This window comes from Streptococcus sp. 1F3, assembly GCF_054968985.1.
The window spans coordinates 1-15,058 of the sequence record NZ_JBUEQR010000016.1; the positions used below are offsets into that span (position 1 = coordinate 1).

At 42.6% G+C, this 15,058-nt stretch carries 14 protein-coding genes and 1 pseudogene; 14 read left to right on the forward strand and 1 reads right to left on the reverse strand.

Annotated elements, in window-relative coordinates:
* Positions 1-210 precede the first annotated feature (210 nt).
* The 14 genes from efeO to ACVPON_RS01375 all read left to right on the forward strand — a co-directional run bounded on the left by efeO (position 211) and on the right by ACVPON_RS01375 (position 14,702).
* Positions 211-1,071: an iron uptake system protein EfeO gene (efeO, locus tag ACVPON_RS01310; protein WP_462875414.1), complete on the forward strand. Its 861-nt coding sequence runs from the start codon at positions 211-213 to the stop codon at positions 1,069-1,071.
* Positions 1,072-1,074: 3 nt separating this feature from the next.
* Positions 1,075-2,307, forward strand: coding sequence for an iron uptake transporter deferrochelatase/peroxidase subunit (gene efeB / locus ACVPON_RS01315; protein WP_462875416.1), 1,233 nt, complete (start codon positions 1,075-1,077; stop codon positions 2,305-2,307).
* Complete coding sequence (locus tag ACVPON_RS01320; RefSeq protein WP_462875418.1) at positions 2,285-3,982, forward strand: FTR1 family iron permease; 1,698 nt, start codon at positions 2,285-2,287, stop codon at positions 3,980-3,982. The genes efeB and ACVPON_RS01320 overlap by 23 nt, the downstream gene beginning before the upstream one ends.
* Positions 3,972-4,709, forward strand: coding sequence for a twin-arginine translocase subunit TatC (tatC, locus tag ACVPON_RS01325; RefSeq protein WP_462875420.1), 738 nt, complete (start codon positions 3,972-3,974; stop codon positions 4,707-4,709). The genes ACVPON_RS01320 and tatC overlap by 11 nt, the downstream gene beginning before the upstream one ends.
* On the forward strand, positions 4,693-4,872 hold the full coding sequence (locus ACVPON_RS01330) for a twin-arginine translocase TatA/TatE family subunit (protein ID WP_462875422.1): 180 nt from the start codon (positions 4,693-4,695) through the stop codon (positions 4,870-4,872). The genes tatC and ACVPON_RS01330 overlap by 17 nt, the downstream gene beginning before the upstream one ends.
* 455 nt (positions 4,873-5,327) lie before the next feature.
* A complete protein-coding gene (asnA, locus tag ACVPON_RS01335) occupies positions 5,328-6,320 on the forward strand; it encodes an aspartate--ammonia ligase (protein ID WP_462875424.1) in 993 nt (330 codons plus the stop codon).
* Between the two features lie 759 nt (positions 6,321-7,079).
* Entirely contained in the window at positions 7,080-8,720 is a 1,641-nt protein-coding gene (locus ACVPON_RS01340; protein ID WP_462875426.1) for a putative polysaccharide biosynthesis protein, read from the forward strand.
* A gap of 104 nt (positions 8,721-8,824) precedes the next feature.
* The gene (pyrH, locus tag ACVPON_RS01345) at positions 8,825-9,556 is read left to right on the forward strand and encodes a UMP kinase (protein ID WP_462875428.1); all 732 of its coding nucleotides are present in this window, start codon (positions 8,825-8,827) and stop codon (positions 9,554-9,556) included.
* Positions 9,557-9,566: 10 nt separating this feature from the next.
* Positions 9,567-10,124, forward strand: a complete 558-nt coding sequence (gene frr, locus ACVPON_RS01350; RefSeq protein WP_462875430.1) for a ribosome recycling factor — start codon at positions 9,567-9,569, stop codon at positions 10,122-10,124.
* A gap of 73 nt (positions 10,125-10,197) precedes the next feature.
* Positions 10,198-11,058, forward strand: coding sequence for a CvfB family protein (locus tag ACVPON_RS01355; protein WP_462875431.1), 861 nt, complete (start codon positions 10,198-10,200; stop codon positions 11,056-11,058).
* 60 nt (positions 11,059-11,118) lie between these two features.
* Positions 11,119-12,507 carry a D-alanyl-D-alanine carboxypeptidase family protein gene (locus ACVPON_RS01360; RefSeq protein WP_462875433.1) on the forward strand — a complete coding sequence of 463 codons (1,389 nt, stop codon included), beginning with the start codon at positions 11,119-11,121 and terminating at the stop codon, positions 12,505-12,507.
* A gap of 11 nt (positions 12,508-12,518) precedes the next feature.
* Positions 12,519-12,734 (forward strand): YozE family protein, encoded by a 216-nt coding sequence (locus ACVPON_RS01365; protein WP_462875435.1) that lies wholly within the window; start codon positions 12,519-12,521, stop codon positions 12,732-12,734.
* A 655-nt stretch (positions 12,735-13,389) separates the two neighbouring features.
* Positions 13,390-14,379, forward strand: a complete 990-nt coding sequence (locus ACVPON_RS01370) for a PhoH family protein (protein ID WP_462875437.1) — start codon at positions 13,390-13,392, stop codon at positions 14,377-14,379.
* A complete protein-coding gene (locus ACVPON_RS01375) occupies positions 14,376-14,702 on the forward strand; it encodes a helicase BlpT (protein WP_462875439.1) in 327 nt (108 codons plus the stop codon). The genes ACVPON_RS01370 and ACVPON_RS01375 overlap by 4 nt, the downstream gene beginning before the upstream one ends.
* A gap of 153 nt (positions 14,703-14,855) precedes the next feature.
* Here ACVPON_RS01375 and ACVPON_RS01380 read toward each other — a convergent pair.
* A pseudogene (locus ACVPON_RS01380) lies at positions 14,856-15,058 on the reverse strand (hypothetical protein); the annotation flags it as partial.

A 15,058-nucleotide genomic window follows, 5' to 3' on the forward strand; every position in this document is an offset into this window, starting at 1 on the left:
CGCAACAACGGCCTTGCACCTCTTGAAATGAGGAACAAGGCCGTCGCTTAAATCTTTTATTATTTCATTGTCCACTTGACAGGGAGCAGTTCAGTCACCTATTTTGCTTTTCCTTAGGCATAAATAGTATTAAAATTGTCAGATAATTGCTTGAAAATGAGAGAGACTATTGCTATAATAGAGGTAGGTTTTTAAGGAAAGGGAAAGAAGATGAAAAAACTTGGTATTCTATTATTCTCGTCAATGGCTTTACTAACAGCTTGCACAGCGACAGCACCCCAAGAGGATACAGCGCAAGAAAGCACACTGACACAGGTGGATGACAAAGCCCTAGATAAGGCAACATCTGATTACAAGGCTTTTGTAGAAGAGCAGATCAGTCAATTGTTGATAGATACAGAAGAGTTTGCCCAAATGCTCAAAGATGGCAAGTTGGAAGAAGCGAAAAAGGCTTATCCTGTTATCCGCATGGCTTATGAGCGTTCAGAGCCGATTGCGGAAAGTTTTGGCGAGTCAGATGTCAAGATTGATTTCCGTCTGGTAGATTATCTGGAAGAAAACAAGACTGAAGAAGGGTGGTCAGGTTTTCACCGCATTGAAAAAATCCTCTGGGAAAATCATACCACAGTAGGAACGGAAGCATATGCCGACCAATTGGTCAATGACATCAAAGAATTAAAGGCGAAAATTGCGACCGTTGAGGTGACGCCAGATATCATGTTGACAGGTGCGGTTGACTTGCTAAACGAAGTAGCTACGAGCAAGATCACAGGTGAAGAAGAGGTCTACTCTCACACGGACTTGTATGACTTTAGGGCGAATATTGAGGGAGCAGAGAAAATTTTTGAACTCTTTAAACCGATGTTAGCGGTAAAAGATGCTAGCTTGGTGACGACCCTCGAAAAAGAATTTAAGACGGTCAATCATCTTCTTGATGGCTATATGACAGATGAGAAGCACTACAAACTCTATACAGATTTGACTACAGAAGATACTAAAATGTTGGCTGAGGCAGTGACCAAGCTTGGTGAACCTCTTTCTCAAATGGGGATTATTTTAGATGGGAAGTAAGCAATGACAAAAGACGAAAAATGGTTGGACAAGAAAATGGATCGTCGTGAATTTCTCAAAAAAGCAGGTATAGGAGGGGCTGGGCTTGCGCTTGGTGCCTCTGGTGCTTCTGCTTTTTTCGCTAGAAAGATGACGGGTGAGAGTGCAAAAGCTGAGGGAGGAGAAGAGTTTTCTTTCTACGGGCAACATCAGGCAGGGATTGTCAGTCCGATGCAGAAAAATGTCTATTTTGTGGTGTTGGATTTGCATTCGACGGATAAGGCTGAAGTCATTCAGATGTTTAAGGACTGGACAGCTTATAGTGAGAAATTGGTAGCGGGGCAGTTGGTCAAAGAAGATACCGATAATGCCTATCTACCACCCTTTGATACAGGTGAGACCGTGGGGCTTAATCCCCATCGTTTGACCCTTACGTTTGGTATTTCTCCTGCCTTTCTGACCAAGTTAGGTTTGGATAGCAAGAAGCCCAAAGAATTTAGGGATTTACCTGTCTTCCCTCGGGATCAGCTCAAGGAAAGGTACACCGGTGGCGATATTGTTATTCAGGCTTGTGCAGATGATGAACAGGTGGCCTTTCATGCGGTTAGAAATTTGGTGAGAAAGGGGCGCCATGTTGTGACCATGAAATGGAGCCAGGCAGGTTTTGCAGCCCTCGGTAATCGTAAAGAAACACCGCGTAACCTCTTTGGCTTTAAAGATGGTACAGCAAACGGTAAAACTGAAGAAGAATTTAAGGAAGTGATCTGGTGCGATGAGGCGAATTGGATGCGAGGTGGGACCTATATGGCAGTACGCAGGGTTCAGATGTTCTTGGAAACGTGGGATCGAACCAGCCTCAAAGAGCAGGAAAATACCTTCGGTCGCTACAAGGAAAGTGGTGCACCTTTCGGACAAAAAGATGAGTTTGATGAGGTTGATTTAGACTTGAAAGACGAAAAGGGAGAACCAGTTGTACCGGTTGACTCCCATGTCCGTCTGGCTAAGGAAACTGGAGTGGAAATCTATCGAAGAGCCTTTTCTTATTCGGACGGAATTGATGAGAAGACAGGGCAATTTGATTCAGGTCTACTCTTTATCTCTTTTCAAAAAGATCCAGAGCAGTTTATCACGATTCAGAATAATCTTGGAAATGTGGACAAGTTAAATGAGTATATCATGCATGTCGGAAGCGGTTTGTTTGCATGCTTTCCTGGTGTAAAAAAAGGAGAATATATTGGACAAGCCTTATTTGAATAAGTTGGCCCTCCTCGTTGTTCTTGTGTTGACTTTCCTAGCTCCCCCTGTTGCTGCCGAGGATTCTTATAGTCATCTTTTTATCACGATTACAGATGCGACCAGGGCTTTGCAAAAGGAAGATTTGCCTGAAGCCGAGCAGTTGATCTCCCAGTTGCAGGAAGAGTTTACCCAAGTTGAAAACCACAGCTCTAAGGCTGGACAAGAGGTAACAAAACGCTTGGCAGAACTAGCAGCCACTCCGACTGAAGAACATTTGGTAGCTGTTTCAAAAGCCCTTTTAGACTTTGAGGCAGAGCAACATCCCGTTGATGTTGAGGCTGAAAAAGAAAGGTTGATGACAAAGCTTACTCCTTATTACGATCGTTTGCAGGAAGCCATTGATCGTCAAGATATTCATGCGGTCAAAGAGCAGTATAAAAAGCTAAATAGCACTTGGACAATCAATGAGCGGATTGTCCGTGATACTAGCACTAGCCATTATGGTAAAATCGAAACAGCCTTTTCTTTTTTGCGGAGTAGCATCGAGGCAGAACCAGTAGATTATAGCAGTATCCAAGCATCATTTGATGACTTAAAAGGAGCTGTTCAGGCCTTTAAGGACGGTAAAGAGCTAACAGAGGTTGTGACAAACCTAACCTTAAAAGACGGAATTGCCTTGCTAGAGCAAGCAGGGACTGCTTTTGAGGCAGGAGATAAGGCAAAAGGGGCTTCCTTGATGAAGGAGTTCATCACCATTTGGCCCAGTATTGAAGGAGACGTCAGCACGCGACAGCCTAGCCTTTATACTCGTGTGGAGAGTGAGGCACCAGTTATCATGGTGAGAGGCGATGAGGCGGACTATCAAGAAAAGTTGGCTCAGCTGATTATGGATTTGTCGACCATTGATACCTCTGCCAGTTATAACGCTTTTGATGCGATGCTGATCTTGCTTAGGGAGGGAGTTGAGGCTCTCCTCATCGTTATGGCCTTGATATCTACTCTTAAAGCCAGCAAGCAAAAAAGAGGGTTGCTCTGGGTCTATGGTGGGGCAGTCAGCGGGCTTTTGGCTAGTGCAGTCTTGGCGATTGCTCTACAGCAATTTTTCCCCACTCTTTCATCTGGTACCAATCGGGAAATCATTGAGGGGGCGGTCGGAATTGTTGCTGTGGTGATGATGATTGTCATCGGCATCTGGCTTCACAGCAAATCCTCTGTCAAGAAATGGAATGCGTATATGGAAGAACAGATGCGGATGGTAACGGCAAGCGGTAGCTTTATTTCGATGTTTGCCTTGAGCTTTTTAGCGGTCTTTCGTGAGGGAGCAGAGACCATTCTCTTTTATGCGGGAATACTGCCTAAAATTCGTTTCAGTGAGTTTCTATTAGGAATCGGTTTGGCATTTCTAGTTTTGAGCATCTTAGCGATTTTGATGGTACAGACGACTCGTAACATTCAGCCACACCGGGTCTTTTTCTACCTCACTTGGCTCATTTACGCCCTAGCCTTTAAGATGTTAGGAGTGAGCATTCATGCTCTGCAATTAACAACTATTCTGCCGAACCATATTGTAAAAGGAATTCCGACAGTGGATGCCATCGGTCTCTATCCAAGTCTGGAAATTCTCTTGTCCCAGCTCTTACTCATTGTGTTCATTGGCTGGTTAACGTGGAAGAATCGAGAAACTCATGAAGATTAAGCAAGAATTAACCATTGTCGAGCATTTGACCGAATTTCGGCTTCGTTTTATTTGGACGCTCTCCTTTTTCTTCATCAGCTTCTTGGTCAGTCTTTATTTTTCGAGCAGTATCTATCAGTTTTTAACCCAGGGATTTTCGCAGAAACTGCTTGTTTTAGGTCCCAATGATATCTTGTGGATCTATATCAACTTGGCAAGCCTCCTTGCCTTTACGCTGACCCTCCCTTTTTTGACCTATCAGGTATGGGCATTTGTTGTCCCGGCCCTTGAAAAGGCAGAGGCAAGAAGTATCTTCTGGTATATTCCGGCAGTATTTTTATGCTTTGTAGCAGGCTTGTTGTTTGGTTTTTATCTGGTCACCCCTGCCCTCTTGCAGGTTCTTCTATCCTTTGGAGAGGGGCTCTTTGACACCAAGTTGACTGCTCAAAATTATCTGACCTTTTTGCTGCATACCTGTCTTCCAATGGCAGTTGTCTTTGAAATTCCTGTTTTGGTTGCTTTTTTGACCTCCATCGGTATCCTTCGTCCACAATTTTTGATACAATATAGGAGACATGCCTATTTTGGTTTGCTGGTGCTTGCTGTTGTGATAACACCGGCCGATTTTACAAGTGATGTAGCCATGACGGTGCCCCTTCTCTTCATCTATGAAGTGAGTGTAGCAATCAGTAAGTGGCTCTACCATAGAAAAGAAAAAAGGAGAAATGGATATGGGAATCTTACGTGATATTGGAGCACCAGGAATCATCCTCTTGATTTTAGGTGCCCTCTTGATTTTTGGACCGAAGCGTCTGCCAGAATTGGGCGAGTCCATTGGCAAAATGATTTCATCTTTTAAAAAAGCCATGGATCAAGGAGAAGAAAAGGATAAGGACGATACAGCCAACTAGGCTGGGTGTTAGAAACATACAAAGAGTGGGGAATGCTAACCGCATGATTCCGCACTCTTTTTTTGCACGGTTTCTAGAGGGGAACTCCTTGTTTCAGAGAAAGTGATTCTTTTGGTTTCTTTTTCAAAGTAGGTTTATACAGAGGAGAGGGTGCTAGAATGTACGGATCACTCGATGCCTACAAAAGAGGAGGAAGAGTAGGTTATACTCTTTAAAAATCAAAAAGATACTTCGTCAACTTGCCTTGGTGAAGGCTCGTTCTACCTTGGGCTTCGATTATAAGGAAATGAGCGGTGCTACTCTCATTTCCAACCTTTCACCATTCTTAATTGTGAAAGCTAGTCTACTTTTGATTTTTATTGAGTATTAGACGGAATTATCAGAAAATTTAATATTTTGCTTTACATATCCCTTAAAAAGGCTATAATAGAGTATAGTTTTGGAGGTTATAAAGTATGAAGAAGAGTTTTATTCATCAACAAGAAGAAATTTCCTTTGTCAAAAATACCTTTACCCAATATTTAAAAGACAAGTTGGAAATTGTGGAAGTACAAGGTCCGATTTTGAGCCGTGTCGGTGATGGGATGCAGGATAATCTTTCAGGGGTTGAACATGCGGTAACGGTTCATGTCAAATTGATTCCAGAGGCGACCTATGAGGTGGTGCATTCCTTGGCGAAGTGGAAGCGGCATACCCTAGCTCGTTTTGGTTTCAATGAAGGGGAGGGGCTCTTTGTCCATATGAAGGCACTTCGCCCAGATGAGGACTCACTTGATCCGATTCACTCGGTCTATGTAGACCAGTGGGATTGGGAAAAGGTAATTCCCGATGGGAGACGTAATCTTGCTTATCTGAAAGAAACGGTAGATTTGATTTACAAGGCGATTCGTTTGACGGAATTAGCTGTTGAAGCTCGCTATGATATTGAGGCGGTTTTGCCCAAGCAGATTACCTTTATCCATTCAGAAGAATTGGCAGAGCGCTACCCAGATTTGACTCCAAAAGAGCGGGAAAATGTGATTGCTAAAGAACATGGTGCTGTTTTTTTGATTGGAATTGGCGGGGAGTTACCAGACGGTAAACCACACGATGGTCGTGCTCCTGACTATGATGATTGGACAAGCCCATCTGAAAATGGCTATAAGGGCCTAAATGGAGATATTCTCGTCTGGAATGAGCAATTGCAATCGGCTTTTGAATTGTCTTCTATGGGAATCCGAGTTGATGAAGATGCTCTGAAGCGCCAAGTGATGCTTACAGGAGATGAGGACAGGCTGGAATTTGAATGGCATAAGGCCTTATTAAACGGCCTTTTCCCACTTACTATCGGAGGTGGAATCGGACAATCTCGTCTAGCCATGTTCCTGCTACGCAAACGGCATATCGGTGAGGTCCAGTCAAGTGTCTGGCCACAAGATGTCCGCGATACATTTGAGAATATATTGTAGAAAACATGGATAAAATCAGTTGAGTGAGCTAAAAAGACGGATAGTTGTTTAAGAACCAGTATTCACAGTTTTGCACGTCTATCTAAGGTTCATTTGTAAGCTCCCTATCGTTTGTTTTTTCAACCTACAGTCCGTATTTCCTCAAAAAATGACCTTGATGAGCGAAAAATAATTTCTTCTATAAAAGCACTTTACTTGTGAATACAGGTGCTAGTCTTAGCTCCTTAGAGCTGATACTCCTTTTTGGAATATTGCGTCATCATAGGCTCTAATCCTATCGTCATTTAGTTGATAAGTGACCCAATAGAATATAGGAATGAGTGGATACCTACCAATAAGGAGCGAATGAAGGAAGTCTTTATACTCATTTCGTTTACCTTTACTCTGGTAGCTTGTAGCTATTGACACGAGACTCTCTCTTCTGGTTCTCCAGATGATTGGTATACTCATTTCGTTTACCTTTTATTCCTTCGACGATTGTGGAAACTCCGTTTCCTTATTTCCAGCTTCCAATCATCTCCTAGATGATTGGAACTCGCTTTGCCGTACTCTCCGATTGTTACTGACTATCGTCAGTATGATTTCCAACCTTCAACAATCATTAGACTGTTGAAGCAGCCTGCAGCTCGTTGCCTAGTACTAAAAGTAAACGAAACAACTATACAAGTGACAAAGAAAAGTAAAAAACTATACAAGTTGGGTGCAAAAGGTTATAATAAGGAATCAGATAGAAAGATAGAAATAGATGAAAGAATAAAGATGACGGAAACGAAAACAACAGAACAAACACAGCAACAGGCAAGTATGGTGAGAGGACTTGCTTGGCTGACAGCTGGAAATTTTATCAGCCGTTTGATAGGAATTGCCTATATTATACCGTGGTATTTATGGATGGGAAGCCACCGAGCAGAAGCCAATGGTCTGTTTAATATGGGCTATCAGGTATATGGGAATTTTTTACTGATTTCAACCGTTGGCTTACCGACTGCTGTAGCCAAACAAATTGCCAAGTATAATGTACAGGGGCGACAGGATGTCTCCTACTATTTGGTGAGGGAATTGTTTAAACTCATGCTCGTTTTAGGGGCAGTCTTTGCAGGGGTTATGTTTATCAGCTCCCCTACCCTAGCAGAGCTTTCGGGAGTGAAAGACCAATTAACGCCAGTGATGTATAGTCTGGTTCCTCCCCTCTTTATTTTCCCAGCCATGAGCATCATGCGTGGTTTTTTTCAGGGACACCATGATATGAAACCCTATGCTATTAGCCAAATTGTCGAGCAGATTGTCCGGGTTATTTGGATTTTAGGGGCGACCTTCTATATTATGAAGCTAGGATCGGGAGATTATCTTTCAGCGGTTATCCAGTCGACCTTTGCAGCCTTCATTGGAATGATTGCAAGTGTCGGTGTTCTTATTTATAGTTTACATAAAGAGGGTTTTATTGCAAAGGTGATGGGGGCAAAGCCTGTATCTACTACCATCGATTTGAAAGCCTTGATTATAGAGACGGTCAAAGAAGCCATTCCGCTGATTATTTTGGGGTCAGCTATCCAGATTTTCCAGTTTGTCGACCAATTGACCTTTATCAACACCTTGCTTGAGATAACGGACTTGACGAGGACAGAATTGTTGAAACTCTCGACCTATATGACAGCTAATCCTAGCAAGATTACCATGCTGATTATTGGTGTTACAACCTCGATCGGTAGTGTGGCGATTCCGATGATAACAGAAAGCTTTGTACAAAAGGATATGAGAAAGACAGCGACCTTAATCATCGATAATATCCAGCTCCTCTTTCTTTTAATCCTTCCTGCCATTATTGGTTCAGTGGTTCTAGCACGTCCTCTTTATAGTGTCTTTTATGGTCCTGCTGAAATGCAAGCGATCCACCTCTTTGTGGTCAATCTGCTCTTGGTTTTCATTCAGGGACTCTATTCCTTGCTAGGAGTGATTATTCAAGCGATTTTCCAAAATCGGAAGGCGATGGTGTATTTTTTCATTGGCTTTGCAGTAAAACTCCTCCTCCAATATCCAGCCCTATACTTATTTAAGGTCTATGGGCCTCTAGTGTCTACAGCGGTCGGTTTGACTGTATCAGTGATTTTATTTGATCGCCGTATCTCCCAGATTATTCCTATTTCGCAAGGTCGTTTGTGGAAGGATGTCTGCAAGGTTTTGACTATTTCCCTGATGATGGGAATGGGTGTTTGGCTGGTTGAAGCTGGTCTGAATCTATTATTTCCTGCATCGGGCTACGTATCAAGTGCGGTTCATGTGGGGATTTCAGGCTGTGTCGGTATTCTGATTTTTGGAATCCTAACCCTAAAAACGCGTCAGTTAGATAAATTGATAGGGGGGCGGGCAGCTCTTTTACGGAAGAAATTCCATATTTCATAGAAAGATCTCTTTCCTGAGATTTTTCTTTTTTTATCTGCTCATCAGACTATATAAAATGGAAATTTTATGATAGAATGGTAGAGATAGAATAGAGGAGTAAGACGATGAATCCAAAATATGAACGTATTCTTATAAAATTATCCGGAGAGGCATTGGCTGGTGAACGTGGTGTTGGGATTGATATTCCAACTGTTCAGAAGATGGCTCAGGAAATTCAAGAAGTGGCGGCTTCGGGTGTTCAGATTGCTTTGGTAATTGGTGGTGGAAATCTTTGGCGTGGTGAGCCAGCGGCAGAAGCAGGTATGGATCGTGTCCAAGCAGACTATACGGGTATGCTTGGGACAGTCATGAATGCCTTGGTGATGGCGGATGCCTTGCAACAGGTTGGTGTTGATACGCGTGTGCAGACAGCTATTGCCATGCAGTCTGTCGCTGAACCCTATATCCGTGGTCGGGCATTGCGTCATTTGGAAAAAGGGAGAATTGTGATTTTCGGTGCAGGTATTGGTTCTCCATATTTTTCTACGGATACAACTGCAGCCCTTCGTGCAGCTGAAATTGAGGCAGATGCGATTTTGATGGCAAAAAATGGTGTAGACGGTGTCTACAATGCGGATCCGAAAAAAGATGCGAATGCGGTGAAATTCAATGAGTTGACCCATCGAGAGGTCATTAGTCGTGGATTGAAAATTATGGATGCAACCGCTTCTACCTTATCAATGGATAACGATATTGACCTTGTTGTCTTTAATATGAATGAGCCTGGCAATATCAAACGTGTTGTATTTGGAGAGCAAATCGGAACAACGGTTTCTAATAATAAAGAAGTAAAATAAAGGAGATTTTATGACAAAGGAAATTATTTCAAAAGCACAAGACCGCATGGCCCAATCGCATCAAAGTTTAGCTCGGGAATTTAGCCATATCCGTGCTGGGCGTGCGAATGCTAGTCTGCTAGACCGTATCTCGGTTGAATATTATGGAGCAGCGACACCGCTGAACCAGTTGGCAGGGATTACTGTTCCAGAAGCACGTGTCTTGTTGATTACCCCATTTGATAAGTCTATCTTGAAAGACATCGAGCGTGCGCTGAATGCTTCTGACCTTGGTTTGACACCACAATCTGACGGTACTGTCATTCGTCTGGTTATTCCAGCCTTGACGGAGGAAACACGTAAGAACTTAGCCAAAGATGTGAAGAAGGTCGGTGAAAATGCCAAGGTTGCCATTCGTAATATTCGTCGCGATGCTATGGATGAAGCAAAGAAAGCTGAGAAAGCCAAAGAAATCACAGAAGACGATTTGAAATCACTTGAAAAAGACATTCAAAAAGTGACAGATGATGCCATTAAGAAAATAGACCAAATGACTGCTGAGAAAGAAAAGGAACTGTTAGAAGTTTAAAGAGATAGGGGCGGGGGACAAACCTTTAGCCCTTTTGTTGCTTACATCTACCAGTAAAAATAGAGAGAATGGAATGAATCAATTATTAGCAACCTTTATCATCGGTTTGGTGACAGATGAAAATCAGGAATTTTACTTCGTCCAAAAGGAGGGAGTGACCTTCGCCCTTGCAAAAGAGGAGGGGGAATATCAACTAGGAGAGCCGGTCAAAGGTTTTGTCTATACGGATATGAAGCAGAAGCTCCGCATGACGACCAAAGCGGTGGTAGCGACCCGTACTAGCTTTGGCTGGGGAGAAGTGACAGAAGTGCGACGCGATCTTGGGGTCTTTTTGGATACGGGATTACCTGATAAGCAGGTGGTGGTCTCGCTGGATCTTCTACCGGATTTGAAAGAGTTATGGCCTAAAAAAGGGGACAAGCTCTATGTCCGTTATGATGTTGATAAGAAAGACCGCATCTGGGCACTTCCTGCCTTTCAAGAGGACTTTCAGCACCTGGCAGGTCCGGCCTATGATAATATGCACAATCAAAACTTGCGGGCTATTGTCTACCGCTTAAAATTGAGTGGAACCTTTGTTTACCTACCTGATCAGAATATGCTGGGCTTTATTCATCCGAGTGAGCGCTTTACAGAGCCACGTCTTGGTGAAGAATTACAGGTTCGGGTTATCGGCTATCGCCAAGTGGATCGGACCTTGAATTTGTCTGTCAAACCACGTTCTTTTGAGATGCTTGAAAATGATGCGCAAATGATTTTGACGTATTTGGAGAGTAATGGTGGCTTTATGACCTTGCATGATAAATCGTCTCCAGATGATATCAGGGCTGTTTTTGGTATTTCAAAAGGTCAGTTTAAAAAGGCTCTAGGTGGCTTGATGAAGTCTGGTAAAATAAAACAGGATGAGTTTGGAACAGAGTTGGTCAAAGTGTAACCTTTTTGGTTGATCATTCGTTAAAGGATATGAAGAGTAAGGAAAGAGAGGAGATGGAGAGTGAAGAAACTTGTAGTAGGTTGCTTGGTACTGCTCGTGTCAACAGTGTCGATTCCTACGTGGGCAGATGAATTGATGGATATTACACGGGCAGCAGGATATGATGTCAGTGAGGTCAATCGTCCGAGGTCGTCAATCATCATTGACGGAAATACGGGTGATATCGTCTGGCAAGATAATCCTGATGAGGTGCGTGACCCTGCTAGTATGAGTAAGGTCATGACGCTTTATCTGGTCTATGAGGCGATGAGCCAAGGTCAATTTACTGAAGATACGGTGATTACAGCAACTGCAACGGATCAAGCAATTGCAGGTATCTATGAGATCTCAAATAACAAGATTGTGGCAGGTGTTGATTACACGGTTGGGGAATTGATTACAATGACAGCCGTTCCATCTTCTAATGCGACGACAGTGATGCTTGCCAACTATCTTTCAAACAATGATCCAGATGCTTTTTTGGATATGATGAATGCCAAATCACAGGAACTGGGGATGACCAATACTTACTGGTCAAATGCTAGCGGGGCAGCCGCTAGATCGTTTCATGGTTATTACAATCCAGTGCGATATGATCATGATGCAGCGAACCAGACCACAGCAAGAGACTTGTCTATTCTGGTTTATCATTTTTTGAAAAATTATCCAGGCATTTTGGAGCATACCAAGGACCCAGTGGTAACGGTCAAGGCAGGCACTCCTTATGAAGAAACCTTTACAACCTATAATTACTCACTTCCTGGTGCTAAATATGGAATAGAAGGTGTTGACGGCTTGAAGACGGGTTCTAGTCCCCGTGGTGCCTTTAACTATATCGCAACGGCTAAACGTGGCGATCAGCGCTTGATCAGCCTGATTATGGGGGTCGGTGACTGGTCTAATCAAAACGGAGAGTATGATCGTCATCCGTTTGGAAATGCCTTACTCGAAAAAGCCTATGCGGATTATGAGTATAAAAAAGTATTGCCAGCCGGTAGACAAACGATTGACGGTCAAGTGTATACGATCCCATCTGATGTCTATGCAACCGTTCGTCGTGGGCTAGAGCCAGATTATTATGTCACTGGAGGCAATCAGTTGCATATTGATAACGGACTGGAAACCGTTAGTCCTTTGATTTCAGAAAGTGTGACTGTGGAGCCAGTTGAAGTAGTAGAAGAAAGTTCAAGGGCTACCGGTGCACTGGCATCTAGTGAAAGGAACCCTGTTGTCAAAGCTGCCGTTAATGGGAAACATTTAGCGCGTAACTATTGGTATGTCTTCTTGCTTCCACTTGTTCTTGTTCTAGGTGCCCTGCCCTTTATTATAGCAATTAGAAAGAGTAAAAAGCGCCGGAAGAAAAGAGAAGAATCTGTAACAGTGCGGTCACGCCGCCACCGTAGAAGATAAGTGAGGCTATTGTGAGAAAGAGTTTTTATAGCTGGCTGATGGCTCAGCGCAATCCGAAAAGCCATGAGGCTGTAGCAATCTTAGCGGACCTAATCTTTGAAGAAGTAGATTTTCCCAAACAGTCGGATCAATTTGATGAAGTGAGCCGTTTTTTAGAGGAAAGGGCAAGTTTTAGTTTTTCCATGTCAGATTTTGACCGCATTTGGGAAGACTATTTGGCACATTGATACGCATTCGTCCTTTCGTTTCTATCGCAAGATAGCCACAGCTGTTATCGGCTAAAGGCAAAACAGCTGCCTGTCTTTTTCGCACAGAGTTTAGGGGATATTCTATTGTAAACTGAAACGAAAAGACGATATACTCATTTAGTTTAACTTTTATTCCTTTGACGATTGTGGAAACTCCGTTTCCCTATTTCCAACTTCCAATCATCTGGAAGATTATTGGAACTCGCTTTGCCGTACTCTACGATTGTTACTGACTATCGTCAGTATGATTTCCAACCTTCAACAGTCCTTAGACTGTTGAAGCAGCCTGCAGCTCCTTGCCTAGTACTAAAAGTAAACGAAACAACTATACTAGTGATTATTGAACATAGAGAGTTAGGACAAGACCAAGGTTATTTTTCCTAACTCTTTTCTATTTTTATACTCTTTAAAAATCAAAAGGATATTTCGTCCACTTGCCTTGGTGAACGCTCGTTCTACCTTGGGCTTCGATTATAAGGAAATGAGCGGGGCTACTCTCATTTCCAAGCTTTCACAATTCTTAATTGTGAAAGCTAATCTACTTTTGATTTTTATGGAGTATTAGACTAGTAAAAAATGTCCTTTGGATATTTTTTTGATATAATGGAAAAAAGATTGATAAAGGAGCAAGCTATTGCAAGAATATTCAGTTGATATTCCTCTTTCCCATCCAGATGATATGCTGAGTTTATTTGGAGCTAATGAGCGTCATCTACGCATGATGGAACAAGAATTGGGCGTGGTGATCCACGCTCGGACAGAGCTAGTACAGGTGATTGGTGATCCCGATGATGTGGACTTGGCACACAGGGTGATTCAATCCTTACTTGTCCTCATCAACCGTGGCTTAACGATTCAATTGCCTGATGTAGTGACGGCTATTTCCATGGCAAAAAACGATGAGATGGAGAAATTTGTAGCCCTCTATGAAGAAGAAATCATCAAGGACCATTATGGCAAGCCCATTCGTGTCAAAACCTTGGGGCAGAAGCTCTATGTGGATAGTATCAAAAACCATGACATTGTCTTTGGAATTGGACCAGCAGGAACAGGCAAGACCTTTCTTGCAGTCACGCTTGCGGTGACGGCTCTCAAGCGTGGACAAGTCAAACGCATTATCTTGACCCGACCTGCAGTAGAGGCAGGCGAAAGTTTGGGATTTTTACCTGGAGATTTGAAAGAGAAGGTCGATCCCTATCTTCGTCCCGTCTATGATGCGCTATATCAGATTTTGGGTAAGGAACAGACCACGAGATTGATGGAGCGTGAAATTATTGAGATTGCTCCCTTAGCCTATATGCGGGGGCGAACCTTAGAAGATGCCTTTGTTATTTTAGATGAGGCGCAAAATACAACGATTATGCAGATGAAAATGTTCTTGACCCGACTAGGCTTTCACTCCAAGATGATTGTCAATGGAGATAGTAGTCAGATTGATTTGCCACGAAATGTCAAGTCTGGTTTGATTGATGCGACGGAGAAATTAAAGAGAATTTCCCAGATTGATTTTGTGCATTTTTCTGCTAAGGATGTAGTCCGTCACCCTGTCGTTGCTGAAATTATCAGAGCCTATGAACCTGAAGAGGTAAGGGAGTTCGGAAAAGAGTTAAAGGAGAAGGTATGAAAGAGATACAAAAAGAGGCTTATTGCTTGATCAAGGAACTACATACTGTTTTTCAAGGAATGTCTCAACCCTCTCATTATGATACAGTCAAATTTCAAGAGAATATTCGTGAAATATTGCCCCTGTTGAAGAATAGGAAGTCGGTTGATAATCCCTTACTAATAGCTCTTGAACGATTTTATCAAAGGACAAGCCTCTTGATGGGGATTAGCACCTTAGAGGTAAGTGAGGACTTGAAAAAGGCATGGCGGAGGTATGATCAATTTCATTATCAGCAAGTAAAGCCCAATTTAAAAGTATACGGTCCTGTAGGGATTCTGTAAAAGGTAGGGATATCATACTCTTTAAAAATCAAAAGGATCCTTCGTCAACTTGCCTTGGTGAAGGATCGTTCTACCTTCGGCTTCGATTATAAGGAAATGAGCGGTGCTACTCTCATTTCCAACCTTTCACCATTCTTAATTGTGAAAGCTAGTCTACTTTTGATTTTTATGGAGTATAAGTTGTGTTTCAAAAAATACGTTACAAAATCTCCTATCATTGATAGGACGATAGAAATAAATAAGTGGTTGAATGAGGTTCAACCACTTATTTGTTATTGGCTCTATAATTTCTGTAGTGGGTAAATCCACTGTAGAGATTATGGAGCCTTTTTGAGTATAGAAAAAAAGTCCCATAT

Bases quoted from the DNA above. Each gene is read 5' to 3' on its own strand.
- efeO (WP_462875414.1), top strand. From the start codon at position 211: ATGAAAAAACTTGGTATTCTATTATTCTCGTCAATGGCTTTACTAACA.
- efeB (WP_462875416.1), top strand. From the start codon at position 1,075: ATGACAAAAGACGAAAAATGGTTGGACAAGAAAATGGATCGTCGTGAA.
- tatC (WP_462875420.1), top strand. From the start codon at position 3,972: ATGAAGATTAAGCAAGAATTAACCATTGTCGAGCATTTGACCGAATTT.
- ACVPON_RS01330 (WP_462875422.1), top strand. From the start codon at position 4,693: ATGGGAATCTTACGTGATATTGGAGCACCAGGAATCATCCTCTTGATT.
- asnA (WP_462875424.1), top strand. From the start codon at position 5,328: ATGAAGAAGAGTTTTATTCATCAACAAGAAGAAATTTCCTTTGTCAAA.
- ACVPON_RS01340 (WP_462875426.1), top strand. From the start codon at position 7,080: ATGACGGAAACGAAAACAACAGAACAAACACAGCAACAGGCAAGTATG.
- pyrH (WP_462875428.1), top strand. From the start codon at position 8,825: ATGAATCCAAAATATGAACGTATTCTTATAAAATTATCCGGAGAGGCA.
- frr (WP_462875430.1), top strand. From the start codon at position 9,567: ATGACAAAGGAAATTATTTCAAAAGCACAAGACCGCATGGCCCAATCG.
- ACVPON_RS01355 (WP_462875431.1), top strand. From the start codon at position 10,198: ATGAATCAATTATTAGCAACCTTTATCATCGGTTTGGTGACAGATGAA.
- ACVPON_RS01375 (WP_462875439.1), top strand. From the start codon at position 14,376: ATGAAAGAGATACAAAAAGAGGCTTATTGCTTGATCAAGGAACTACAT.